This window comes from Nonomuraea sp. NPDC049750 (assembly GCF_040659625.1).
Taxonomy (GTDB): domain Bacteria; phylum Actinomycetota; class Actinomycetes; order Streptosporangiales; family Streptosporangiaceae; genus Nonomuraea.
Genome location: NZ_JBFANB010000040.1, coordinates 38,297 through 61,802, shown reverse-complemented (window position 1 = coordinate 61,802; position 23,506 = coordinate 38,297). Strand labels below are relative to the sequence as shown.

Here is a 23,506-nt window from a genome sequence, read left to right as displayed (position 1 = left end):
CCGCTTTGTCAGCGTAGTTCTAGGGGCGGTTCGATTCCCGGTGGACTCATCGTTGCGGCGATGAACACGGCTTTGAAGTCTGCCGCTCGCATGATGTCTGCGCCGGTCAGGTCATCAAAACTGGCTACTTCGAGATTCCGTTCCTTGGTCATAGCACCGAAGACGGCGAAGTAGACCTCCGCGCCTGGATAGCGTCTGCGGATCTCCCCGGCGATGAAGCCGACCACGTCCGCGTGCTTGACCTCAAAGTCGCACAGGACGACTGATGGAGCCTCTGGCAGGTCCGGGTACGTCGAGGCCGGATCGAGGGCAATGAAGTCGCGGCTTTTGTTGCACTTGAGATATCCGATGGGGCAACGCCCGAATTGAGCCGATGCGAAGAATGTTGCCATGACCAGCCCGGCTTCGTTGATCCCGAAGCAGGCATCGACGTCTACGCGACGTCCTATGTTCTTGATCTGCTGAATAAGCCTTTCAAGGCCATAGCCGAAAGACGACCAGCTCAGGTTTAGCAACTGGCCCGGTTTGGGGTTGGGCAGAGAGTAGACGCAGATCTCCGGGTTTCCGTACTCAACAGTTGGAACCGCCAGATTGAAGTCGGGGCCGGTGATGCTGCCGTCAAGAGAGTCCGATTCCCAAGCTGGCGTGGTCGGCTGTCCCTCCAACCGCGCCGGCGGCTCAGCTGGCCGACGTGATGAGTTGGCTGCGGTGAACTGCTTCAGCGAAATCTGGTCTTCGATCGTGAGGCGCTCGTAGGCTTCCGCAATTAGATCGCTGGGAGAGATGTCTTCGTTCGCCACTCCTAGAGGACCCTGCCCATAGGCGGTGGCCAGGATAAGCAGGCTTGAGAAGTTCGGAGGAGATCCAGCCCCTCCCCGTTCACGCGCCCATGTTTCCCAAGCGTTGATGGTGGTGCCGCCCAGACTGGTTTGGTGATCCGTCACTTCGTTGTACCGCTCGGCCGCTTGAACCTGGGAGAGACCGCACGCATAGCGATATGCCTGAAGGCTGGGTATATCGGAATATAGGGCCATCAGCCCGATTGCTGACTTTTTAACCGAACCCATCTCTTGCCATAGTTCTCTACCGATACGTGCGAGTTTGCGCCCCTGCGCCTGGGGACTGTCTCCGACTCTTGGGCGGCTAGACATCGCTCGCCTCCTCACAGTTTCAGCCCTAGATTACCCATCTCAATGGGCAATTGCTCAAGACCCTGAAAACAAGCAGGTCAAGGCCGCCCCGAGATCCGATTAATTACGGACTCGCTCATAGGTGTGAGCGTGGCTTGCCTGGTTCTACGGTCGGAGGCGTTAAGAGCTATCTCAAACCAGTCTTTGTGCTTCTCCGACGTGGGCGGATTCGGGCCTCATAGGGCCGCTCCAAGGTCCTCGCAACTACGAGGCCTGACCATCCCCCCGGCGCCGGGAGGCGCAGACACACCGTACGGCTCCCTCGATCAGGAGGAGACCTGATCTATGGCCAAGATGAGAACCGCCCCTGAACGTTCGGCTATGGCCCCAACAAGCGGGAGAGCGGCTGCACAGAGTCCGGCAGTAGATGTCGCCTGCCGGTTGCGCGATCAGCTGGCGATGCAGGGAATCGCGACGAACGTGCACGACGGCTACGGCATCGCGCTGGTGTCCGTTTGGATTGATCTGGTCGTCTGGGTCGAGTGCGGTCTTGATGGCGTTTGGCGCTATATCTGGTGGACCGGTCAGGTTAATCCCAAGACGGGGCGATGGGTCTACACCGGATGTCCGTTTGACGGGGTGTCGTCGGTGGCGCGTCTGGTCGGCGAACGGTACCGGGAACTGCTCGAACGTCACCCGTGGTCGCCTGTGATCGCTGAGGTTCTGTCAGAGGTGAACTTCAGGGTCGGTCAATGAGCGTGGTCGGAGGACTGCGCGGCGGCGCGCGAGCCCCCAAACGGTCTACATCGAGGTGATCGATGACGGGGCGGCGGTGGCGTGGGTGGAGATGTCTACGAAGAACGGCACGTCTGCCTATGCGGCAAGGGCGTGCGGGCGAAAGCGAGGTGCTTCGGAGTGTCCTGGGCGATTGATCAAGCGTGGTTTCCTCCGCACTGCATCAGTCCACACACGTCCCGCGCGCAGTCACATGCCGAGCGACTGGTGTGGAACGCGCCCCGTGACGGCGGCCGTGGGGTGCGCGTCGTCGCGTGGACCTGCGAGTGCACAAGTCCCTTCTACGAGCTGTGCCAGGCAGGCGGTCAGCGGTTCATACGACGTACTCGAAACGGCCCGAAGAAGGGGATCGTCGATGAAAGCGACCGATGGAGTGCCGGGCAGGCGGAGGCGCAGTGGAACGCCTTGCTGGTCGGTCTCGTCTGCTGAGGAGAGGGGCAGCCAGGCTGGCCGTACGAGATGGGCTTGGGCATCGGCGGGTGCGTAGGGCGACAGGCCCATGCGGAACGCGGCGCGAATAATCGGTTGCGGAGCGCGCCGGACGAAGCATAGGGTCAGTGACATGCGCTTTTACCTGTAATTCGTTGGGGTTTCCAACCCCGGCCACTCGGCCCCGCTCGGCGGTGTGTATGCCCGCCGACCTCGTCCAGACGCGGCAGCTGAGCTTGTCGACCGGCCCTGGCCGCGTCGTGAATTACGTAAAGGAGCTTTCTCATGCGAGTTCGTTCAGGCAAGAAGAAGCACGGTAAGAACCTCCCCGGGCAGGAGACGCCGCCGGTGCCCCGGCAGATGCCGAGGATGCCGCAGCGGCCCATCGCGCCGCCCAGGCGGATCCCGTCCAAGGGACGCTAGTCCACTACCGGGATGGTAGTAAGTGCGGCGCGCGACCCAACGCCATGGGCGCGCCGCACACAACCCGCGGTGCCCCGGTCCCTCGTTCAGAGGGCCGGGGCACCGTCGTGTCACCGTCAGCAGCGTTAGAGGCGTTCGATGATGGTGACGTTGGCCTGGCCGCCGCCCTCGCACATCGTCTGGAGGCCGTATCTGCCGCCCGTACGCTCCAGCTCGTGCAGCAGTTTGGTCATCAGGATCGCGCCCGTACCGCCCAGCGGGTGGCCCAGGGCGATGGCGCCGCCGTTGGGGTTGACGGTGGCCGGGTCGGCGCCGAGCTCCTTCATCCAGGCCAGCGGCACCGGCGCGAACGCCTCGTTGATCTCGGTGACGGCGATGTCGTCGATCGACATGCCGGCCTTGTCCAGTGCCCGCCGCGTCGCCGGGATCGGCGCCGTCAGCATGTACACCGGGTCGTCGCCCATGAGCGCGAGCTGGTGGATGCGGGCGCGCGGGGTCAGCCCGTGGTCCTTCACGGCCTGCGCCGAGGCGATCAGCACCGCGCCCGAGCCGTCGGAGATCTGCGACGCGGTGGCGGCGGTGATCTGGCCGTCCTCCTTGAGCGTCTTCAGTCCGGCCATCTTCTCCAGCGTCGTGTCCGCCCGCGGTCCCTCGTCGTCGGAGACGTCGTTGATGGGCGCGATCTGGTCCTTGAAGTAGCCGTTCGCGATGGCCTTGGCGGCCCGCTGGTGGGATTCGAAGGCGTACCGCTCCAGCTCCTCGCGCTTGAAGCCCCACTTCTCGCACATCAGCTCCGCGCCGCGGAACTGCGAAATCTCCTGCTTTCCGTACCGTTCGACCCACATGTCGCCGAACGGGAACGGCATGCCCTTCTCCAGCGCGGCCGTGATCGACGAGCCCATGGGGACAATGCTCATCGACTCGACACCGGCCGCCACGACCAGGTCCTGGGTGCCGGACATGACGCCCTGCGCGGCGAAGTGGATCGACTGCTGCGAGGAGCCGCACTGCCGGTCGATGGTGACACCGGCCGTGGTCTCCGGCAGTCCCGCCGAGAGCCAGGCATTTCGCGCGATGTCCATGCTCTGGGGGCCGAACTGCATGACGCACCCCATGATGACGTCCTCCACCGCGGTGGGGTCGACGCCGGTGCGGTCGATCAGCGCCTTCAGCGTGTGAGCGGCCAGGTCAGTGGGGTGGACGGTGGAAAGGCCGCCCTTCTTCTTGCCGACCGGGGTGCGGACCGCCCCGACGATGTACGCCTCTGCCACAGTGCCTCCTGAAACCGAGCATTGTTCGGTTATTAGGGAGAGACTACAACAGAACGATGCTCTACGCCCCGTCACCCTGGGGGCAGAAGGTCCTCCGCCGCGTCGATCCGGAACCGCCACCGGTCCACGATCAGCCCGTTCAGCGCGTCGGCCAGACGCAGCGCGAGCGCGCCGACCTTCTCGGGGTCGTCGCCGCGCAGCTCGATCGCGGTCAGCTCGGTGGCGAAGGGCAGGAGCTCCTGTACGGCGGGCGGACGGCCCTTTTCCGGGACCACGAGGACCCGTATGTCGCCGACCGTGTAGAGGAAATCGTCCGGGTTGATGTCGTCCGGCTTTATGTCGTCGCCAGGAGCAGCGGTAACCTCGGCGACTTCAGCGACTTCGGTGGCTTCGGTGGCTGCTTCGGTCTCGGCGTCGGCGCTCGCTTCAGCTTCAGCTTCAGCGTTGGCGTCGGTTTCGGCGTCCGCGTCGGTTTCGGCTTTCGCGGCCGCGTCGGTTTCCGTGCCGGCGGTCGCACCCGTACCGGCCTCTGTGGGCGTGGCGTCGGCAGTAGTGGTGTCCTCGGGTGCGGTGTCGTCCGTAGCGCTGTCGTCGCTGTCGGTCTCGTCACCCACGTCGGCCTTCGGGCTGTCGTCGAGGCCGCTCAGCACCGCCCGCAGCTCATCCGGCGTCGGCCGTTCCGGAAGGATCACCGCTGGGCCGCCACGATCGCTGTCGGCGGGGTCGGTCACCTCACCCCTGCACACGGCCAGCCCGCCGAGGCGGAAGGCGATCCCCTCGGCCAGGTAGCGGTCGAAGTAGTCGAACGGCAGCGGGCCCTCCGCCACCACCCGGCAGGCCCACACCTGCTCCAGCTCGCCGCCCACCAACTCGGGGTCGGCCTCTACTGGGGCGTGCACCCGGACGTCCACCGCCACGATGTCGGCGCCGTCCTCGCGGGCCTCCGGGTCTGCCAGCCGTACCAGTCGCAGGAGATCCGCCTGGCTCGGTTTGGCGGGCAGTGCCGCCGTCGGGCCAGTACGCAGTCTCCGCTTTGCCATCCAGCCCATGACGCGCCTCCGCGTTCAGCCTCGATAGGAGCTTGTCATCGTCGCATAGACGATGATGTTGTCGGTGTAGTGACCGATACTGCGGTTGTACGTGCCGCCGCAGGTGATGAGGTGGAGCTGGGCGTTGGCGTTGGGCTGGTTGCCGTAGACGCGCTGGGTGGGGAACGTCTTCTTGCTCGCCTGCTCGACGCCGCCGACGGTGAACACCGCGGTCGTACGGTCCTGCCGCTTGACCTCGATGGTGTCGCCGTAGCGGATCTCGTACAGGCGGCTGAAGACGGCACTGCGCGTCCGGGTGTCCTTGTGCCCGAGCATCACGGCCGGACCGGCTTCGCCGGGGGTGGACATGTTGCGGTACCAGCCGACCAGGTTGGGGTTGTCGGCCGCCGGCACCTGGATCGTCCCGTCCTTGGCGAGGCCAAGGGATTCGACCGGCGCGTTGATCCCCAGCCGCTTGATCACGATCCGCTGCGGAGTGGACGGCAGCATCGGGGGCGCCGGGTCCGGCTGCGGCAGCGGCGGCGGCGCCGTCGGGGCCGCCTTGAACAGGGCCTGCGCCGGCTGTCCCGTCGCCTTGCCGTCGGGCTGCACGGTGACAGGCAGCGTGTCCCGCTGGCTGGCCAGGCCGTACTCCTCGGGCGAACGGAGCACGATCAGCAGCCCGGCCACCACGGTCACCACGCCGGCCACGGCGGCGAGGATCAGCACCGACCTGAGTACGGTGCTGCCCCTGTCCTGCGGCGGCTCGCCCCCGTAGGGGTACTGTCCGGCCACCTCGATCAGCCTCTGGTGGCGGAACGGCGACGCATGAAGAGTCCTCCAACGCCGGCGGCGAGTATCAGTGCGGAGCCGGTCAGCACGACCATCCTGCCGTCGGGACCCATGTCACCACCACCACCTGTGTCGGCTCCGGCCTTGGGAGTCTTGGAGCTCTTGGTGGTGGTCTTCGTCGCCGTGGGGGTCTTGGTGACATAGGCGGTGCGCGTCTTGGTGGGCTTGGGGGTGGGGGTGGGTGTCGGCGTGGGGGTGGGAGTGGGGGTGGTGCTTGGGGTGGAGCTGCCAGTCGGGGTACCCGTGGGGGTGGTTCCGGTCGCGACGACGAGGTTCATGGACGGTCCGCCGGAGGTTCCGGGCTGGCAGGTGTACCAGGTGGTGCCGTTCACTTTCAGCGCGAAATTGCCACCCTTGATCGCGACCGTTCCGGTGGCGGTCGGCTTCACTACCAGCGCCATCGTGGGCAGCGGCATGGGCGAGCCCGATGAAACGACTGTCAGCGGGGTGGCGGTCGCGCCGACAGATACCGGCGTCGACGGAATCGGGGTTCCGCTGGGGCTGATGGTGCCCTCAGCGACGACCGTGCTGTTGGCGGTGATCTGCGCGGTTGCCGGGAGCTGACTCGCGGTGGCCGTGGGCTGCTGGATGTCCCAGGTGACCGTCACAGTGGCGCTGGGCGTGATCGCCACAGCTGGAGTCTTCAGCTCCATCCGGAACGGATAGCTGGTGCCGTTGCACGTATAGGGCACATCAACCTGTGTGGCCATCGCGGAGGCCATCGTCGGAACGACCCAGAAGATACCCGCACCCGCTAAGGCCAGGCCAGATGCCTTGAGGGCGAGGCGATGCCTCGCCTTGGACGTCAGCACTGTCCTTCTCCGTTCAGCGCGCAGTATCAACAGGCGTATCAGAATCCCAGCCGTTGGTCACGGTTAGGTAGCGATGATACGAACTGTCCCTGTGAAGTTCGCGTAAACCCTACAAGCAAGCACTTGCCACCCTTACCCCTTCTTCTTGGACAGGGTGGCGTACACGATGATGTTGTCCGTGTAACTGTGGGCCGTCTTGTTGAAGACGCCGCCGCAAGTGATCAGCCTGAGCTGCGCGTTCTTCGTGTTCCCGTATACCCGAGCCGTCGGGAACGAGGACTTGCTGACCTGCTCGACTCCACTCACCGTGAACCGCGTCACCTTTTTGTCCGACCGGTACACGTAGATCTGATCCCCCTTGGCCATCTCGGAGAGCCGGTAGAACACCGCCGCGCCCTTCTTGGTGCTCACGTGGCCGTTGATCACCGCGGGCCCGAGCTCGCCCGGGACCGGCGAGAACTTGTACCAACCCGTGAGGCCCGGCTTGGTCAGCGGCGGGGTCGTGAGGTTGCCCTTGAGGTCGACAGTGACCGAACCGATCGTGGCGTTGACCTTGATCTTGGGGATCTTGATGCGGTACGGCTTCGCCTTCGCCTTCGCGGCCTTGGTCTTGGCCGGCGGGATGGCCGCGACGACCGGGGCGGCGGCCAGCGGCGGCGGCGCGTCGAGGCGGGCGGGGGTGAGCGGCACGTTCTTGCCGCCGGGGCCCACGGTCGGCGGCAGGACGAAGGCGCCCGCCGCGTTCTGGATCTGGACCGTGTCGCCCGGCTGCTGGGCCTGCGGCCCGGGACCCGAGCCGTCGTCCACGGGCGGCGCCAGCGACAGCAGGCCGACCATGATGGCGCCCACCCCGCCCAGCGACCCGGCGATCAGCAGCCCGGGAAGTGCCCTGTTCAGCAGCGGCTTCTGCTCGGTCATGACTCGACTCCTCCGGCATGCTCGGCCTTGCGCCGCCGTAGCAGCAGCCCTCCTGTGGCGCTGCCCATCAGCAGCATCGAGCCGCCCGCGATCAGCCCGTACGACCCGCCGCCCGGCGGCTCGGGCGCCTCACCGGAGTCGACCCCGCCCTTGGGGGTCTTGGCGACCTGCGCCTTGACGTACGTGGTCTTGGTCGTGGTCGGTTTGGGGGTCGCCGTGCTCGTACTGGTGCGTACGCCCCCCGGTATCACGCTCACCAGGTTGTCGTTCGTGCCCGGCGGGTTGTTGTGCGGGAGCGTGGGGGTGGGTGTGGTCGGGCCCGTGGTCGGCGTGCCGGTGGGACCGGTCGGGGTGGGCGTGGTCACTGTGGGGCTCGAGGTGGGGGTCGGCGAGGTGGGGGTGGCGCCGGGCACCGGCACGTCGATGGCGCCGGGGTCGTTCTGCAGCGCGCACGTGGCCTCGTCGTGGGTCGGCGGCTCGCCCAGGTTGGCGGTGCGCACCCGGAAGGCGTCCACGTTGGCGACCTTGGCCTCGGTGTTGGTGATCTCGATCGTGTGGGGTCCGTAGGGGAGCACCGGTGACTCCCAGAGGTCCTCCTGGGACCTGGAGCCGGTCATATCGCTGCCGTCACGGTCCTTGCTCGGCTTGACCAGCCCATCGGTCACGGTGGCGCCGTCGAGGAGCACGCGCACGTCGCCGAGGGCCCGATCCCGACGGGCGATGTAGGCGACCTGCGTGCCGGTGAAGGACAGCTTCGCGCTCTCGCCCTGCTGGTCGGTCCTGTGCAGGTCGTAGAGGTAATCGCCGAACACTTTCTCCGTGTTGATCCGCTGCCAGCCGCTGGAGTAGGTGATGCTCTCGTGGTTGTTGACCATCACCTCGCCCTCGGCGGGCTGGAACCTGACGACCAACCCGCCCGGCCTGACCCGGATGGTGCCGGTCCGCTTCACCAGGCCCGCGTCCGACAGTCCGTCGGGGAGCACTAACTGGTCACCGGGCACGAGTTCGGCCTGGTCCTTGCTGCCCTTCGGGCGGAGCTGACCGTTCCAGGCGCCGGTGATGTCGACCACGCCCTCCAGGTTCAGCGTGGATCCGGCCTCGAAGAAGCCCGGTGAACCGAACCGGCGAGTGCCCTGATACTTCAGCGCCCACTCGACGTCCAGCATGCCGCCCGCGGCGATCTTGGGCGTGATCGTGGCCTCCAGCTGCACGCCGTTCGTACCGGCGACACCACTCGTGCAGAGGTACTTCGCGACGAGCGAGGACTCCGCCGACCCTGAGGGGGATGACACCACGAACGCGGCCGACGCCGCCATGCCGACCGATGCGGCGATGAACGCCTTACTCCACCGATTCACGGCACACTCCGATCAACACAGTTGGCCGAAGGTCGATCTTAGGGTCGATATCCGCCGAAGACCGCAACTACCGGCACTTGTGATGAACCCGTGTCCGCCCCCGCAAACCGGCAACAGAATCGTATTCTGTCCAGCACGACCACCCCCACTTGGAGGCGACTGATGCGGCGAGACCTCTTCGACGAGGAGCACCTGCTCTTCCAGGAGACCGTGCGCGAGTTCATGGCCCGTGAAGTCGTGCCACACCACGGCCAGTGGGAGAAGGACGGCATCGTCCCGCGTGATGTGTGGAAGAAGGCCGGAGAGATCGGCCTGTTCGGGTTCTCCGTCCCCGAGGAGTACGGCGGAGCCGGTGTCACCGACTTCCGGTTCAACGCGGTCATCGTCGAGGAGATCATCCGGCATGGCGCGTCAGGGCTCGGGTTCGGGCTGCACAACGACATCATGGCGCCGTACCTCGTCGATCTGACGGACGAGGAGCAGAAGCGGCGCTGGCTGCCCGGGTTCGTCAGCGGCGAGCTCATCACGGCGATCGGGATGACCGAGCCGGGCGCCGGGAGCGACCTGCAGGGGGTCAGGACGACCGCGGTCCTTGACGGCGATCACTACCTGGTCAACGGGCAGAAGACGTTCATCACGAACGGGATCAACGCCGACCTCGTCGTGGTGGTCGCCAAGACCGATCCCGCGGGCGGGGCGCGCGGCACCACGCTGCTGGTCGTCGAGCGGGGCATGGAGGGGTTCGGGCGGGGTCGCAATCTCGACAAGATCGGGATGAAGGCGCAGGACACGGCCGAGCTGTTCTTCGAGAACGTCCGCGTCCCCGTGGCCAACCGGCTCGGCGCCGAAGAGGGCCAGGGCTTCTTCCAGCTCATGAACAACCTGCCGCAGGAGCGGCTGTCCATCGCGGTGGCGGCGGTCGCGGCGGCGGAGACGGTGCTGGAGCAGACCATCGAGTACTGCAAGTCCCGTCAGGCTTTCGGACGAAATATCGGGTCCTTCCAGAACACCCGGTTCGTCCTGGCGGAGCTGGCCACCGAGACGGAGATCGCCCGCCACTACGTGGACAAGTGCGTCCGGGCGCTCAACGCCAAGGAGCTGACCGTGGTCGACGCCGCCAAGGCCAAGTGGTGGACCACCGAGCTCCAGAACAAGGTCATCGACCGCTGCCTCCAGTTGCACGGCGGCTACGGCTACATGATGGAGTACCCGGTCGCCAAGGCATGGATCGACAGCCGCGTCCAGAGCATCTACGGCGGCACCACCGAGATCATGAAGGAGATCATCGGAAGGTCCTTCGGGTTCTAGAACCCGGACGCACGACGCCCTCCGACCGAGGAGGGCGTCATGCGTCCGTGGTCAGCGTTGCCAGACGTCGTAGTTTCTGTTCTGGTACAGGTACGCCGGCGTGAACGAGCACCGATAGGTGTCACCGGACTTGCGAATCAGGCCCTGGTGGATGCCCATGGCCATGCCACCGTGATACCAGGGGCCACCGCTGTCGCCGCTGGCGCAGTCGGTCGAGTTCGAGACGACCATGTGCCGCAGCGAGTTGACCGAGACGTTGCGGTAGCGCACGCTGGTGCACACGCGCCCGCTGATCTTGCCGAACTTGCAGGCCGTGTCACCGACCGCCGGCATGCCTGAACGGGAGTCGGCGTAACGCTTCTTGCTGAAGTCGTAGTAGAAGGTGCGCGTGGGCGTAAAGCCGCCGGTGTCGTAATACCCGATGTCGCCCCACTTCCCCTGATGGGACCAGATTTCCATGACGCCCGTCGATCCGCCGTCGGCACTGTGATTCTTGTACGTGCTGAACTCGGTGGAACCGCAGTGCCCGGCCGTGCCGATCCGCTTGGTGCTGGAGGTGACGTACTTGAGGTTGAACCCCGCGGTGCATCCGGTCAGGTAGCCGCCACCGCGGAGGTAATCGTCCTGCGGGACCGAGGCCGGCAGGGAAGAGACCTCGACCTCGACCTTCATGCCCGTGCTGAGAGTCCGTGCGGACGCGAGCCGGTCGCGTACGGCGTCCCGCTCGGCCTGCGGCATCCCCGTCTCCCGCAGTTCCGCGGAGACATGGATCACGCCGGTCTCGATCTCGTAGTACGTGCTCGCCCCCGCGACCGCCGGGTCCGCCATCGCGGCCTCGTGCGCGTTCTCCGAAGCCGTCGCCAGCTCCGCCTCCGAGAAGCCGCGCCCGCCGACCAGCCGCACCTCTGCGGGAAGCGTCTTGGCGAGCGCGACCGCCTGCTCGGGGATCGCGTCCTTGAAACCGAACCACGCGCTGGAGCCGTCCTCGGCCCGGACCGCGCCGGAGAACTCCTGCGGGAACGCCTCCTCCAGCTCGGCCGCGACCTTCCGGTAGGCCGACGTCCAACCATGCCGATCGATCGTCTCGGCGAAGCCGGTCCCGGTGTCCTTGGCGAGGGCCGCGAGGTCGTCCAGCTCTACCGCTGACAGGTCGTCGACCATGACGTCGGGGATGCTCGCTCTGCCGTCGGGCTGGTTCGCCCAAGCCGTGGGTGAGGTGGCGGCGGTCTCGGCCACGTACGCCTCGACGGCCGCCTCAAGAGTGCCGCGCTGGTTCGCGGCCGCGCGCTTGATGCCGTCCAGGGTGGGACGCTTGATCTGGGGCTGGGTCTCCAGGGGCAGGACGATCGTGTCGTCGGCCGCCGCGGCTGGGGCGTTCGCTCCGGCAAGGGGGGTGACCACGAGGGCGGCCACTGCCATGACGCGGATCCACTGTTGACCACGTGATAAGTGCACGGTTGTCTTCCTCGGTGAAGGGCGATCAAAGATCGCCCAGGGTTCCGGATCGTCAGACTCATGTCAAGATCAGCAGCCGGTGAACCGCACGCGAAGCGCCCCGACACCGCATACTGGTCAGCATGTACGGCGGCCTGATCCTGCTGGTTTTCCTGGCGTTGCTGTTCGCCTGGGGCCTCAACCGCGTGCGGCGTGCGATACGCCTGGGGCCGGTGGGCTACGTCGGGGTGATGATCGTCTTCGTCATCGTCATGCTGCTCATCTATGGGCAGACGGTCCGCTAGCCGGGCAGCCCTTCGACGAAGCGGGTGAGGAGCCGCGCGAACTCCGCGCGCTCCGCGTCCGACCATCCCGTCATCGCCTCGGCGAACGCCGCCTGCCTGCCGCGATGTGCCTGCTCCAGTGCGATCCGGCCGGCGTCGGTCAGCACGAGCAGCGCCCGGCGCCCGTCGGCCTGGTCCGCCCGCCGCTCGACCAGGCCGGCCGCGACGGCCGCCGCCACCAGCCTGCTCGCCCTCGGCTGGTCGACCGAGAGCGCCTCGGCCACCGTGGAGACGGTGGCGGGCGCGCTCGCGGACTCGATCACGTCGAGCACCTCGAACTCCGGACCCGGCGCGCCCTGCAGCCGCGCCAGCGCGCGCCTGCTCTGCCTGCGCCTGATGGCGACCATCGCGCGCTCGACTGCGGCAATTTCATTGTCATCGTACATATAGTTGCTATTATACATCCATGAACCGAAGAATCGGCTTCCTCCTCAAGCATGTCCACACCCTCCTTGAGGACACGATGGCCCGCGCCCTCCACGACCATGACCTCTCGCGCCGCCAATGGCAGGCACTCAACGCCGTGTCCGAGGGCGACGACCCGTACGAGGCGCTGAAGGCGTTCGACGGCGTCGGCGACGCGGTGCGCGAGCTGACCGCCAAGGGATGGATCACCGGCACCGCCCTCACCGAGGAGGGCAAGACGGCCCACGCGGCGGTCCTCGATCGCGTGGCCGAGTTCAGGCAACTCGCCATCCAGGGCGTGAGCACGCAGGACTTCCAGACCACCCTCGCGGTCCTGAACCAGATGGCCGCCAATCTGGAGGCCGCCTAACCTCCGCTGCCCTCCAGCAGCACCTGGGCCACCAGCCCCGGATCGTCGCTCATCGGCACGTGACCGCAGCCCTTGAGCAGCTTGACCCGCTGCCCCGACCACCTGGCGGCGCGTACGGCCTGGCGGCGCGGCAGCAGCCGGTCGTGCTCGCCCCAGGCGATCGTGATGGGCGACTTGGGCGGCGCGGGCGGCATCACTCCGGCGAACGCCTCCAGCGTCTCGTCGAAGCCGGGCGCACCGCCCAGCGCCTGGGTGGCGGCGATCAGCGCCGTCGGCGACAGCCGGGACGGATGGGCCACCAGGAGCCCGGCCGACAGGGCCCGGCCGAGGGGGTTCTCGGCGAGCCCGATGGCCTGCTCCGGCGGCAGCGCCCTGGCCGTGGCCCGCAGCGCGCGCAGCACCGACCGGCAGTACAGCAGCTCGGAGCGCGACCAGAAACCCGCGGGCGACAGCGCGGTGGCGGTGCGGACCACGCCGCGCGAGGCCAGCTCCAGCGCGATGTAGCCGCCGAGGGAGTTGCCCGCGACGTGCGGCTCGCGCACGCCGAGCAGCGCGCAGAACGACTCGACCGCGTCGGCGAGCGACTCCGCGGTGTACGGCGTGCCGTCGGGCAGGCCGGGTGAGACGCCGAAGCCGGGCAGGTCGACGGCGATGACAGTACGCGAGGCGGCGAGGCGGTCCATGACCGGCAGCCATGCCTGCCAGTGGTGCCCGATGCCGTGCAGGAGGATCAGTGGCTCGCCGGTGCCGCGTCGTTCGAAGGCCAGGTCCATGGCTTCGAGCCAATCACTCAGCGGCTACGGGTGGGAATCTCGAACCAGACCGCTTTGCCTTCCCTGGTGGGTCTCGACCCCCAGCGCCTGGCGAGTTGGTCCACCAGGTAAAGGCCCCGTCCGCCCTCGTCGTTCTCCCCCGCGCTGCGGATCCGCGGCAGGCGCAGGTCCTGGTCGAACACCTCGACCCAGACCGACTCCTCGCCTCTGCGCAGCCGCAGCGTGAACTCCTTGTCGCTCACCACTTCGTCCTCGAAGCCGGGCACGTCCCACGACTCCTCGAACGGCAGCGGCGGCCCCTCGACGACCAGCTCCCTACGCGGCACGCTTCCGTGGGCCGCGTGGAGCACCACGTTGGTGACGACCTCGGAGACGAGCAGGCAGGCCAGCTCGGCGCGCTCCTCGGGGACGTTCCAGCCGCCGAACGCCTCGGAGGCCATCCGGCGCGCCTCGCCTACCATGATCGGCTGGGCCGGGAACGTCCGCTCCTCGACGTCGAGGTCCGACTCGCTCGACCGGACCACCAGGATCGCCATGTCGTCGTCGATCTCGCCGGGCACCGCGACGGTCGCCGCGTCGGCCACCCGCTCCACCTCGGCGTCGGCCATCTTCGCCAGCTTCTCGCACAGGACGCCCAGCGTCTCCTCGTCGCTCGGCATCCGGCCGTCACGGCCGGGGCGGCGGTCGACCAGGCCGTCGGTGTAGAGGAGCAGCGCCGCGCCGGGCGGCAGCGTGCGCGTCTCCTCCTTGTAGACGAGGTCGGCGTGCAGGCCCTTGGCGCGTACGCCCAACGGCTGGCCGACCTCCTCGATGTCGAGCTCGACGCACTGGCCGTCGACGAGCAGCAACGGCGGCGCGTGCCCGGCGTTGGCGAACGACAGCTGCCGCGACCAGGCGTCGTAGACGAGGTATTGGCAGGTCACGATCGGCGGGACGCTGATGTCGGCGCCGCTGTCGTCCTTCTCGGGAGTGGCGATGATGCGGGTCCACTCGTCGAGCCTGGCCAGGATGTCGGCCGGTGACTTGTCGTCCTGCGCGAAGGCCCGCAGCGCCGCCCTGAGCTGGCCCATGATGGCCGCGGCCTTGGCGCCCCGGCCCTCCACGTCGCCGATGACGATGCCGACGCGACCGGCCGACAGCGGGATCACGTCGTACCAGTCGCCGCCGACCTGGGTCTGGATGCCCTGGCCGTGGGAGGCGAGCGGCGCCGCCGGGTAGTAGCGCACCGCGATCTGCAGGCCGTCGAGCTGGGGCAGCGCGCGCGGCAGCAGGTGCTTCTGGAAGGACTCGGCGGTGTGCCGCTCCTCCTCGAACAGCAGCGCGTTGTCGATCGCGAGCGCGACCCGGGTGGCGATGGCGCCGACGAAGTCGCGGTCGAAGGCGTCGTAGTGGGGGCTGCGGCGGTCGGTCAGGTTGGACAGCCCGAGGTACATCAGGCCGAGCGTCTCGCCGCGTACGCACAGGGGGGCCACGATGGCGGAGGTCATGCCGACCTCGCCGCACAGCTTGGCGCTGCCCTCGCTCGGCGACGGGAAACTGCTGACGGCGAAGTCCTCGACGAGGATGGTCTCCTGGCGGCGCAGCGCGGTGTCGGCGTAGTGGGAGGCGGGGTAGCGGATCTCCGCGCCCACGGGCTTCCAGGTGCCGGCCGGTGGGCTCCAGCCCTGTACGTGCTGCGAGACCCGCCGGACCAGCCGATCGCCCTCCATCAACTCGATGAAGCAGTGGTCGGCGAACTGCGGGACGAGCATCTCGGCCACCCGCTTGAGCGTCTCCTCGACGTAAAGAGAGCCGGCCAGCCGCTCGCCGATGCGCTCCAGCAGGCCGAAGCGGTCCTTCTCCCGCTCGTTGCTGCGCAGCGCCTCGCGGGCGGTGACGACGATGCCGGTCACCGACCCCGAGGGGTGGCGCAACGGCACGGCCTGGGCGCGGACGTAGACGATCGTGCCGTCACCCCGCCGTACGTCGAAGGTGCCCTCCCACACGCCGCCCTTGAGCACATGCTTGGTGAGCTCGATGGCGAGCGGGTGGTCCTTCTCCATGATGCCCAGCGACAGCATCGAGGTGTCACGTGACGACTTCGACGGGCGGCCGAAGAGCTTCTCGGCGAACGGGTTCCAATAGAGGAGATTGCTGAAACGGTCGGTCACCACGACCGCCATCTCGGCATGATCAAGCACGGATTCAGCCGCCAGATGATCAGCCTCTTCCTGGGACACATCCCCCCAACGCTTCATCCGGAGACCACTCCTAGGGAGGGCATGTGCGCAATGCGAACCACGGGCACTCCTGCAACAGCGTCGACCGGCCGGGAGTGGAGGGCCTCCCAATAGGGATTCAACCAAGGAGTAGCGGGCGAGTCAGCGCCTGGAGACGAAAACATGCGCGGCAACGTCACGCGGAAGCTCCGCGAGAGTGTCGTTCGCGTCACCGTCACCTGTCACCCGCACACCGTCGTCGCTCGCCGCGAGCGTCACCTCGCGTCCGGGTTGTATCCCAACTTGCTTGAGTTTAAGCATCACAGCAGGATCGCTTTGCACTTGTTCGCTAATTCGCCGCACGACCACGGGTATATCTCTTGGTCCGGCGAGGTCGGACATGGACGTCAAGAGGCTGGGGCCACCCTCTATGGGCTCTCTGGCGCCCAGCTCGCCCAGCCCGGGAATCGGGTTGCCGTGCGGGCAGACCGTCGGGTTGTCGAGCAGCGTCACCAGCCGGGTCTCCACGGACTCGGACATCACGTGCTCCCAGCGGCACGCCTCGATGTGCACGTCTTCCCAGGGCAGGCCGATCACCTCGGTCAGCAGGCACTCCGCGAGCCGGTGCTTGCGCATCACGCGCGTGGCCAGGGTGCGCCCGAGATCGGTCATCGACAGGTGGCGGTCACCTTCGACGCGGACCAGGCCGTCGCGCTCCATCCGGGCCACGGTCTGGCTCACGGTGGGACCGCTCTGCTGGAGCCGCTCCGCGATGCGCGCGCGCAACGGGACGATGCCCTCCTCCTCGAGCTCGAAAATCGTGCGGAGGTACATCTCCGTGGTGTCGATCAGGCCGTGTGCGGTCAAGGCTCCTCCCAACTGAATGCTACGCCGGTCAGGGCATGGACTGGACCCGTCGGCGACGGGCACAGAAGTCACACGGGAACCCTATGGGGAGAACGAGCGACCATGGTGATGGACGACAACACCGGGGCAGCCCGGTTCCTTCCCGACCGCCTCGATCTCGCCGCGCTGCGGCGGGCCGCGGCCGGGTGTCAGGGCTGCGACCTGTTCAGGAACGCCACCCAGACCGTGTTCGGCGAGGGCCCGGCCGGCGCGCGGTTCATGCTGGTCGGTGAGGAACCTGGGGACCAGGAGGACCGCCAGGGCGCGCCGTTCGTCGGCCCCGCGGGGCGCGTGCTGGATCGAGGGCTGGAGGAGGCGGGCATCGAGCGCGACGACGTCTACGTGACGAATGCCGTCAAGCACTTCTCCTTCACGCTCAGGGGCAAGAGGCGCATCCACCAGAAGCCGACGGCCGCCGAGATCGACGCCTGCCACCCCTGGCTGGCCTCCGAGCTGGCCGTGGTCCATCCGAAGGTGGTCGTGGTGCTCGGCGCGACCGCCGCGCGGGCGCTGCTCGGCAAGGACTTCCGGGTGACGAGGCAGCGCGGCGAGCCGGTCCCGCTGGGCGAGGCGCTGGCGGTCGCCACGATCCACCCGTCGGCTGTTCTGCGGGCTCCTGACCGGGACGAGGCGTACGCGGGCTTCCTCGCCGATCTCAAGGTGGCCGCGCGCACCGCCTGATCCATGGGCACCGCCCGAGCCGCGCGTACGGCTAACCGTCGGCTGACTGTCGGCTGACCGTCGGCGAACCGGCCCGGTAGTTCCGGAAGCTCGGCACCGACAGGCCGACGATCAGGACCGCGACGGCGCACGCCAGCCCGCCGCCCACCCACGCCCACGTCAGCCCGAACCACACGGCGGTCACCCCGGCCCGCAGGTCGCCCAGGCGCGGCCCGCCCGCCACGACGACCATGAACGCCCCCTGCATCCGCCCGCGCATCTCGTCGGGAGCGTGCAGCTGCAGGATGGACTGCCGCCAGACCGACGAGACCATGTCGGCCACGCCCCCAACGGCCATCAGCACGACCATGAGCCAGAGCTGCTGGGCTAACCCGGCCGCGGCCACGCTGAGCCCCCAGAGCGCGATCGTGACCGTCAGCGCCACCCCCTGGCGGCGTACCCGGCCCACCCAGCCGGAGCCGAGCGCGCCGAGCACCGCGCCGATGGCCATGCCGGCCGACAGCCAGCCGAGCGCGATCGGCGAGCCGTCGAAGCGCTCGGACACGGCCTGCGGGATCAGCGCCCTGGGCAGCGCGAACACCATCGCGATGATGTCCACGACGAACGACATCAGCAGGACCGGCCCGGTCGCGATGTAGCGCAGGCCGTCGATCACCGAGCGCCAGCCGGGCCGCTGGATCTCGCCCATGGGGAGCAGCCGGGGCAGCCGGATCGCCGCGTACAAGCTGGCCGTGAAGAGCACCGCGTCGATCCCGTACGCCAGCGCGTAGCCCTGCCAGGCCAGCAGCACGCCCGCGATCATCGGCCCGATGATCGCGCCGAACCCGAACACCAGCGAGTTGAGCGCGTTGGCGGCGGGCACCAGCTCGGCGGGCAGGATCCTCGGGATGATCGCGCCGCGGGCGGGCGAGGTCATCGCGAACCCGGTGGCGCTCACGGCCGCGGCGAGCAGCAGCAGGTAGACGTTGCCCAGGCCGAGGAGGGCCTGGGCCAGGATGAAGAGCGTCGCGCCCCAGGAGATGAGCGAGCTGGTGATCAGCAGCCGGCGCCGGTCGACCGCGTCGGCGAACGCCCCGCCCCACAGCCCGAACACCATGAGCGGGAGCAGGTTGGCCAGACCCAGCAGGCCGACCCAGAAAGAGGACTGGGTGAGGTCCCAAACCTGCTTGCTGACCGCGACGACGGTCACGCCGATGCCGATGTTGGCGATGGCCTGACCGGACCAGAGACGCCTATAGGTGGGAACGCCCAGCGGCCGTATGTCTATGAGATGACGCTTGACCAGCTCCCCGATTGCCACTTTAGGCACATTAAGGGGCAAGCCTCTCCAGAACCCATCCGGGGCGGGTTCGCCGGTAGCGCAGCCTGTCATGCATCCTGTCAAGCTGCCCCTGCCAGAACTCCACTTCCAGCGGGCTGACCCGGAACCCACCCCAGAAGTCGGGCACGGGCGGATGCTCCGGCCATCGGGCGGCGAGCTCGTCGTATCGGGCGTCCAGCTCCTCCCTGGACCGCACGACCGCGGACTGGCGAGAGGCCCAGGCCCCGATCCGCGAGCCGTACGGCCTGGAGTTGAAGTAGTCGGCCGACTCCTCGTGCGAGAGCCGTACGACCGTGCCCTCGATCCGCACCTGGCGGCGGATCGGGTGCCAGGGGAACAGCAGCGACGCGCGGGCGTTCTCGGCCAGGTCGCGGCCCTTGCGCGACTCGTAGTTGGTGTAGAAGACGAACCCCTGCTCGTCATAGCCCTTCAGCAGGACGGTCCTGGCGCTCGGCCGGCCGCCGGCCGAGGCCGTGGCCAGCACCATGGCGTTCGGTTCCGGCAGGCCGGCCGTGAGCGCCTCCTGGAACCAGGTGGCGAATTGGGTGATCGGATCGGCGGAGAGATCGGCTTCGAGCAGCGGCTCGCCCTCATACGTACGGCGAAGCCCCGCCAGCGCGGGCGGGCGCGAGGTGGCATCCACGAGACGGTATTCTTGCGCGCTTGGTGGCAGATCCCACACAACACTCCCTACCAGCGGCTTTCGCGTTCCGGCGGGTCCGGAGACCGACCACGGGCGGGTAGGGGGTTAAATTGACCCGCCGGTATCTCGACATCAAGGCATTGCCGCAACATGGCAAGAAAGGGAGGCGGCCGAGAATGTCCGACTTCAAACCCGGCCTCGAGGGCGTTGTAGCTTTCGAGACCGAGATCGCGGAACCGGACAAAGAAGGGGGCGCCCTTCGCTACCGGGGTGTCGACATCGAGGAGTTGGTCGGCCGTGTCCCCTTCGGGCACGTCTGGGGCCTGCTGGTCGACAACAAGTTCCAGCCGGGCCTGCCCCCGGCGGAGCCGTACCCCATTCCTGTCCACTCAGGTGACATCCGCGTAGACGTACAGAGCGCGCTGGCCATGCTGGCCCCGGCCTACGGCTTCAAGGCGCTCCTCGACATCAGTGACGAGGAGGCCCGCGACCAGCTCGCGCGCGCCTCCGTGATGGCACTGTCCTTCGTGGCGCAGTCGGCGCGCGGCCTCGGCCTGCCGATGGTGCCGCAGAGCCGCGTCGACGAGGCCAAGACCATCGTCGAGCGGTTCATGGTCCGCTGGCGTGGCGAGCCCGACCCCAACCACGTCAAGGCCATCGACGCTTACTGGACCTCGGCCGCCGAGCACGGCATGAACGCCTCCACGTTCACCGCCAGGGTCATCGCCTCCACCGGCGCCGATGTGGCCGCCGCGCTCTCCGGTGCCGTCGGCGCCATGTCCGGCCCGCTGCACGGCGGTGCTCCGGCCCGGGTGCTGCACATGATCGAAGGCGTCGAGCACCTGGGCGACGCCAAGAAGTACGTGCAGAGCGAGCTCGACAAGGGCAGCCGGCTGATGGGCTTCGGCCATCGCGTCTACCGTGCCGAGGACCCGCGCGCGCGGGTGCTGCGCCGTACCGCCAAGGAGCTCAACGCGCCTCGTTACGAGGTCGCCGCCGCTCTGGAGCAGGCCGCGCTGGAGGAACTGCACGCGCGCAAGCCCGACCGGGTGCTCGCCACGAACGTCGAGTACTGGGCGGCCGTGGTGCTGGACTTCGCCGAGGTGCCCTCGCACATGTTCACCTCGATGTTCACCTGCGCCCGTACGGCCGGCTGGGCCGCGCACATCCTGGAGCAGAAGCTCACGGGCCGCCTGGTCCGCCCGAGCGCCAAGTACATCGGCCCGGCGTCGCGTCCCCTCAGCGACGTTCCCGGCGCCTCCGAGGTCGTCGGCACCATCTGACGTCTCGACCCGCTGTTCGTACGGCTGCCGCGTTTCGACGCGGCAGCCGTACTTTCATTTCATCCGGGCTTCATTGGGGCGCGGTGTCGGGCAGGCCGGCGCACACGGCGTCCTTCGGGGGCGGCTCGGTGGCGTCCAGCGAGCCGCAGCGGACGACCGGCTTCGGGTTGCCCGCTCGCGCCACGTCCACCTTCATGATCGCGAAAGCCTTGTCGACCGGGGCGTGCAGATCGGCGGAGCCGAAGTCGATCTTCCCGCTGGAGCCGTTCCAGACCCGCCGGGTCAGCCGGTACAGGATGTCGCCCCGGCTGGGCAGGCCGCCGCCCTCCTGCGCTCCGGCCCGGTAGGCGGTACTGGCCGCCTGGTAGAGCACGTTGGCCGCGTCGAAGGTGAGGATGAGATTGTCGTCGGAGGACTTCGGGTGCGCGCCCGCGAGCAGGCCGCTGATGAACGCGGTCTGCTTGGTGGCGCTCTGGTTCCACAGCGCCCGGTGCGCCAGCGCCACGTAGTAGACCTCCATCTGCTTCATGTGGGCGATCTCACCCGCGTGGTCGGCCATCGCCCTGACGACGTCGTCGCCCGCGAGCACCTTCGCGTCCTTGCAGCCGCTGCCCTCTATTGAGGTCAGGAAGCCGAGGAACTCCGAAGCCCGCCCGGCATAGAGGAACACGTCCGGTTTGAGGCCACAGGCCGCCACAGCGGCCTCCTGGATGCCGCCCGACTCGACGTTGTAGTCCTTCGGCTCCTTGACCGTGATGCCCTGCGCCTTCAGCGCCGTCCCGAAGTCGTCGGCCAGGTTCTTCGTGTACTGGTCGGTGATCGATTCGTCCTGGACGATGACCGCGGACGGCTTGTCCACGTCCGCGAGCAGCATGCGCCGGGCGAACCGCGCGCCCAGCGTCGCCTCACGGAAGTTGGTCGGCCCCACCTGGAAGTAGTAGGGGGACGGCTGGCCGGGCCGCTTGCCGTCGGCGGAGTCGCCGACGTAGCCGATCCGGTCCGCCGTCGCCGTGGTCGCCACCATCGGGATCTTCGCCAGGTGCAACTCCTCGATCGCCTGGCTGACGCCCTCCACGCTGCGCGGCAGGCCGATCACGCCCACCACGTGCGGGTCCCGCGCGGCGAGCTCGGTGATGAGCTGCGCCGTCCGGCGGCCGTGGCGGAAGTTGTCGCCGGCGTTGGCGATCAGCACCTGCAGCCGGGGCGTGGTGCTGGCGGTCCGCTGCTGCTCCTCCACCGCCTCCAGCTCGGACAGGGCGGTCGACAGCCGGGTGTCGTTCGCCTCCGTCTTCGTGATCGAGAATTCGCCGAACAGGACCACGCTGACGTACCGTCCCGAGCCGATGGCGTATGCGTTGTTCGCGTCGATCTTCTTGACCAGGTCCTTCACAGCACCGTCGAAGAGGTCGTTCGGCGTGGCGCCGGTGGCGTTCACGATGCCGACGCACTCGGTGCCGCTCCGCTCCGCCCATTGCAGGCCGCCGCAGTGCGCGGCCCTGTCCCGCTGCACCCAGAAGACCAGGGCGAACGGCAGGACCAGCAGCAGCCCTATGGCCGTCCAATAGGCCAGGGCCCGCTTCCTGCGCGGCAGCACCGGCGGGTACTCCCCGACGGCGGGCATGTCCGTGGCCCGGATGCCGATCCTCAGGTCAGGGACGCGGAACCGGGCCGCGGCCCGCCACCGCCCGACGACCTCGGGCAACTGGCCCAGCTCCGCGGTCCCGATCGGCGGTCCGGGCGGGACGGAGGACACGGCCGCCAGCACGACCATCGGCGGCAGCAACCCGGTCGTCCTGGTGGTCTCCTCCACCAGCCGCAGGAACCGCGCGTTGACCCCGTCGGGATCGACGACCTCGATCAGCAGCAGGGCGTACAGCCCCCTGCCCCAGCTCGGCCACGGGATGATCCACTTCTTGTACGCCTCGCGGAGGTCGCGCATCAGCGCGTGGACCAATAACCGTTCGACGTCCGTGTCGTCACGCTTGACATCCGCGTCGTCATCCGCGCCCTTGGCATTGGCCAGGCGTAGCGCGTACTTGGCGGGCCCCTCGAACGGATCCCGCCGTATATACGGCTGATTGCGGAGCCAGCCAGTGAACAGTGTCCCCCTGATCGAGAAGAAGGCCTGGCCGGTGGTGCCGAGCGCGGCCACCAACAGGCCGAGCACCCACGGAGCGAGGCCGACGAGATCGGCGGGACCGTTGAACCACCAGACGGCCAGCGTGCCGACCGGCACCCAGGTCGTCGCGGCGCGCGCCAGGAAGTCGGCCGAGGTCCTGCGCCCCCGGTCGCTGTCGCGGCTGCTCCGCTGCCAATCCTTGAGCCGTTCCTTGAACATCCGGTAGCCCGTGTGCGTGCCCGGAGCCGGCAGCCAGCCCTCAGACTTGTTGCCCGGCGGCGGCAGGTGCCGCTGCTTCCTCGCCCACAGCACGAACCGCGCCAGTGGGAAGCGCGGCGGCGGCAGCAGCGACCCGCCCACCGGGTTGCCCAGCTCGCCCTGCTCCCCCGCCAGAGCCTCCACCAGCTCCTGGATCGACTTGTGCGCGCCCTCCTTGACGTGGGCGTAGGGCACGGAGTCCTGGAACGGCTCGGCGAGCAGCTTGGCCGCGGCGAGCGCCTCAGGGCCCGTCACGAGCACCGTGGGCAACGGCGGGTCGGCCCGCCAGAACACCGGCCGGCGAATCAACGCTTCGACGACACTCCGCAGATCGGCCACCCGGACTCCTCCAGCCGGACCTCACCCCGTGTTGCTGGTCCAACGAATGATCGAGGGAAATGGTTCATCATTTCTCAGGATCCGGACCCGGGTCCAGGCAAGCTCCTC

Annotated in this window: 22 protein-coding genes; 7 read left to right on the top strand and 15 right to left on the bottom strand. The window is 68.1% G+C overall.

All coding sequences use genetic code 11. The features are described from left to right. Positions 1-8: 8 nt before the first annotated feature. Positions 9-1,067, bottom strand: coding sequence for a hypothetical protein (locus tag AB0J16_RS52690; protein WP_358554696.1), 1,059 nt, complete (start codon positions 1,065-1,067; stop codon positions 9-11). A gap of 504 nt (positions 1,068-1,571) precedes the next feature. On the opposite strand from AB0J16_RS52690, the gene AB0J16_RS52685 reads away from it, so the two are divergent. Together AB0J16_RS52685 and AB0J16_RS52680 are read left to right on the top strand one after the other, a co-directional pair. Then, positions 1,572-1,886 carry a hypothetical protein gene (locus AB0J16_RS52685; protein WP_358554694.1) on the top strand — a complete coding sequence of 105 codons (315 nt, stop codon included), beginning with the start codon at positions 1,572-1,574 and terminating at the stop codon, positions 1,884-1,886. A gap of 753 nt (positions 1,887-2,639) precedes the next feature. Continuing rightward, positions 2,640-2,777, top strand: a complete 138-nt coding sequence (locus AB0J16_RS52680; protein ID WP_358554692.1) for a hypothetical protein — start codon at positions 2,640-2,642, stop codon at positions 2,775-2,777. Positions 2,778-2,902: 125 nt separating this feature from the next. On the opposite strand, the gene AB0J16_RS52675 is transcribed toward AB0J16_RS52680, so the two are convergent. From AB0J16_RS52675 to AB0J16_RS52650, 6 genes are all read right to left on the bottom strand, one after another. Further along, complete coding sequence (locus tag AB0J16_RS52675) at positions 2,903-4,048, bottom strand: acetyl-CoA C-acetyltransferase (protein WP_357959861.1); 1,146 nt, start codon at positions 4,046-4,048, stop codon at positions 2,903-2,905. Between the two features lie 71 nt (positions 4,049-4,119). Continuing rightward, positions 4,120-5,088: a hypothetical protein gene (locus AB0J16_RS52670; RefSeq protein WP_358554691.1), complete on the bottom strand. Its 969-nt coding sequence runs from the start codon at positions 5,086-5,088 to the stop codon at positions 4,120-4,122. A gap of 24 nt (positions 5,089-5,112) precedes the next feature. Beyond that, complete coding sequence (locus AB0J16_RS52665) at positions 5,113-5,871, bottom strand: class F sortase (RefSeq protein WP_358554689.1); 759 nt, start codon at positions 5,869-5,871, stop codon at positions 5,113-5,115. 5 nt (positions 5,872-5,876) lie between these two features. Then, positions 5,877-6,638: a hypothetical protein gene (locus tag AB0J16_RS52660; RefSeq protein WP_358554686.1), complete on the bottom strand. Its 762-nt coding sequence runs from the start codon at positions 6,636-6,638 to the stop codon at positions 5,877-5,879. A 234-nt stretch (positions 6,639-6,872) separates the two neighbouring features. Further along, a complete protein-coding gene (locus AB0J16_RS52655) occupies positions 6,873-7,658 on the bottom strand; it encodes a class F sortase (RefSeq protein ID WP_358554683.1) in 786 nt (261 codons plus the stop codon). Further along, the gene (locus tag AB0J16_RS52650; protein WP_358554681.1) at positions 7,655-9,016 is read right to left on the bottom strand and encodes a hypothetical protein; all 1,362 of its coding nucleotides are present in this window, start codon (positions 9,014-9,016) and stop codon (positions 7,655-7,657) included. The genes AB0J16_RS52655 and AB0J16_RS52650 overlap by 4 nt, the downstream gene beginning before the upstream one ends. Before the next feature lie 162 nt (positions 9,017-9,178). Between AB0J16_RS52650 and AB0J16_RS52645 the strand changes: the two genes are divergently transcribed. Further along, on the top strand, positions 9,179-10,324 hold the full coding sequence (locus tag AB0J16_RS52645; RefSeq protein WP_358554678.1) for an acyl-CoA dehydrogenase family protein: 1,146 nt from the start codon (positions 9,179-9,181) through the stop codon (positions 10,322-10,324). Positions 10,325-10,375: 51 nt separating this feature from the next. Here AB0J16_RS52645 and AB0J16_RS52640 read toward each other — a convergent pair whose 3' ends face one another. Then, the gene (locus AB0J16_RS52640; RefSeq protein WP_358554675.1) at positions 10,376-11,743 is read right to left on the bottom strand and encodes a S1 family peptidase; all 1,368 of its coding nucleotides are present in this window, start codon (positions 11,741-11,743) and stop codon (positions 10,376-10,378) included. 158 nt (positions 11,744-11,901) lie between these two features. Between AB0J16_RS52640 and AB0J16_RS52635 the strand changes: the two genes are divergently transcribed. Next, entirely contained in the window at positions 11,902-12,063 is a 162-nt protein-coding gene (locus tag AB0J16_RS52635; protein ID WP_358554672.1) for a hypothetical protein, read from the top strand. Here the strand turns inward: AB0J16_RS52635 and AB0J16_RS52630 are convergent. Further along, positions 12,060-12,488 carry a MarR family transcriptional regulator gene (locus AB0J16_RS52630; protein ID WP_357959835.1) on the bottom strand — a complete coding sequence of 143 codons (429 nt, stop codon included), beginning with the start codon at positions 12,486-12,488 and terminating at the stop codon, positions 12,060-12,062. The genes AB0J16_RS52635 and AB0J16_RS52630 overlap by 4 nt on opposite strands. A gap of 20 nt (positions 12,489-12,508) precedes the next feature. Here AB0J16_RS52630 and AB0J16_RS52625 point away from each other — a divergent pair, with 20 nt between their 5' ends. After that, the gene (locus AB0J16_RS52625; protein ID WP_358554669.1) at positions 12,509-12,877 is read left to right on the top strand and encodes a hypothetical protein; all 369 of its coding nucleotides are present in this window, start codon (positions 12,509-12,511) and stop codon (positions 12,875-12,877) included. Here the strand turns inward: AB0J16_RS52625 and AB0J16_RS52620 are convergent. The 3 genes from AB0J16_RS52620 to AB0J16_RS52610 all read right to left on the bottom strand — a co-directional run bounded on the left by AB0J16_RS52620 (position 12,874) and on the right by AB0J16_RS52610 (position 16,715). Then, positions 12,874-13,650 carry an alpha/beta fold hydrolase gene (locus AB0J16_RS52620; RefSeq protein WP_358554666.1) on the bottom strand — a complete coding sequence of 259 codons (777 nt, stop codon included), beginning with the start codon at positions 13,648-13,650 and terminating at the stop codon, positions 12,874-12,876. The genes AB0J16_RS52625 and AB0J16_RS52620 overlap by 4 nt on opposite strands. Positions 13,651-13,667: 17 nt before the next feature. Then, on the bottom strand, positions 13,668-15,887 hold the full coding sequence (locus AB0J16_RS52615) for a SpoIIE family protein phosphatase (RefSeq protein ID WP_357959827.1): 2,220 nt from the start codon (positions 15,885-15,887) through the stop codon (positions 13,668-13,670). Between the two features lie 123 nt (positions 15,888-16,010). Then, positions 16,011-16,715, bottom strand: a complete 705-nt coding sequence (locus AB0J16_RS52610) for a metal-dependent transcriptional regulator (RefSeq protein WP_358554663.1) — start codon at positions 16,713-16,715, stop codon at positions 16,011-16,013. A gap of 102 nt (positions 16,716-16,817) precedes the next feature. Between AB0J16_RS52610 and AB0J16_RS52605 the strand changes: the two genes are divergently transcribed. Continuing rightward, complete coding sequence (locus tag AB0J16_RS52605; protein WP_357959821.1) at positions 16,818-17,435, top strand: UdgX family uracil-DNA binding protein; 618 nt, start codon at positions 16,818-16,820, stop codon at positions 17,433-17,435. A 31-nt stretch (positions 17,436-17,466) separates the two neighbouring features. Here AB0J16_RS52605 and AB0J16_RS52600 read toward each other — a convergent pair whose 3' ends face one another. After that, on the bottom strand, positions 17,467-18,735 hold the full coding sequence (locus AB0J16_RS52600; protein WP_358554660.1) for an MFS transporter: 1,269 nt from the start codon (positions 18,733-18,735) through the stop codon (positions 17,467-17,469). A gap of 10 nt (positions 18,736-18,745) precedes the next feature. Continuing rightward, entirely contained in the window at positions 18,746-19,399 is a 654-nt protein-coding gene (gene pdxH, locus AB0J16_RS52595; RefSeq protein WP_225294082.1) for a pyridoxamine 5'-phosphate oxidase, read from the bottom strand. A gap of 176 nt (positions 19,400-19,575) precedes the next feature. Between pdxH and AB0J16_RS52590 the strand changes: the two genes are divergently transcribed. Then, on the top strand, positions 19,576-20,682 hold the full coding sequence (locus AB0J16_RS52590) for a citrate synthase 2 (RefSeq protein ID WP_214643257.1): 1,107 nt from the start codon (positions 19,576-19,578) through the stop codon (positions 20,680-20,682). 70 nt (positions 20,683-20,752) lie between these two features. On the opposite strand, the gene AB0J16_RS52585 is transcribed toward AB0J16_RS52590, so the two are convergent. Continuing rightward, the gene (locus AB0J16_RS52585; protein WP_358554657.1) at positions 20,753-23,398 is read right to left on the bottom strand and encodes an ABC transporter substrate-binding protein; all 2,646 of its coding nucleotides are present in this window, start codon (positions 23,396-23,398) and stop codon (positions 20,753-20,755) included. Between the last annotated feature and the right edge of the window lie 108 nt (positions 23,399-23,506).

Excerpts from the sequence above, each read along its gene's own strand:
- AB0J16_RS52690 (WP_358554696.1), bottom strand. The coding sequence starts at position 1,067 with ATGGGTTCGGTTAAAAAGTCAGCAATCGGGCTGATGGCCCTATATTCC.
- AB0J16_RS52680 (WP_358554692.1), top strand. The coding sequence starts at position 2,640 with ATGCGAGTTCGTTCAGGCAAGAAGAAGCACGGTAAGAACCTCCCCGGG.
- AB0J16_RS52670 (WP_358554691.1), bottom strand. The coding sequence starts at position 5,088 with ATGGCAAAGCGGAGACTGCGTACTGGCCCGACGGCGGCACTGCCCGCC.
- AB0J16_RS52660 (WP_358554686.1), bottom strand. The coding sequence starts at position 6,638 with ATGGCCACACAGGTTGATGTGCCCTATACGTGCAACGGCACCAGCTAT.
- AB0J16_RS52655 (WP_358554683.1), bottom strand. The coding sequence starts at position 7,658 with ATGACCGAGCAGAAGCCGCTGCTGAACAGGGCACTTCCCGGGCTGCTG.
- AB0J16_RS52645 (WP_358554678.1), top strand. The coding sequence starts at position 9,179 with ATGCGGCGAGACCTCTTCGACGAGGAGCACCTGCTCTTCCAGGAGACC.
- AB0J16_RS52640 (WP_358554675.1), bottom strand. The coding sequence starts at position 11,743 with ATGGCAGTGGCCGCCCTCGTGGTCACCCCCCTTGCCGGAGCGAACGCC.
- AB0J16_RS52635 (WP_358554672.1), top strand. The coding sequence starts at position 11,902 with ATGTACGGCGGCCTGATCCTGCTGGTTTTCCTGGCGTTGCTGTTCGCC.
- AB0J16_RS52630 (WP_357959835.1), bottom strand. The coding sequence starts at position 12,488 with ATGTACGATGACAATGAAATTGCCGCAGTCGAGCGCGCGATGGTCGCC.
- AB0J16_RS52625 (WP_358554669.1), top strand. The coding sequence starts at position 12,509 with ATGAACCGAAGAATCGGCTTCCTCCTCAAGCATGTCCACACCCTCCTT.
- AB0J16_RS52620 (WP_358554666.1), bottom strand. The coding sequence starts at position 13,650 with ATGGACCTGGCCTTCGAACGACGCGGCACCGGCGAGCCACTGATCCTC.
- AB0J16_RS52615 (WP_357959827.1), bottom strand. The coding sequence starts at position 15,887 with ATGAAGCGTTGGGGGGATGTGTCCCAGGAAGAGGCTGATCATCTGGCG.
- AB0J16_RS52605 (WP_357959821.1), top strand. The coding sequence starts at position 16,818 with ATGGTGATGGACGACAACACCGGGGCAGCCCGGTTCCTTCCCGACCGC.
- AB0J16_RS52590 (WP_214643257.1), top strand. The coding sequence starts at position 19,576 with ATGTCCGACTTCAAACCCGGCCTCGAGGGCGTTGTAGCTTTCGAGACC.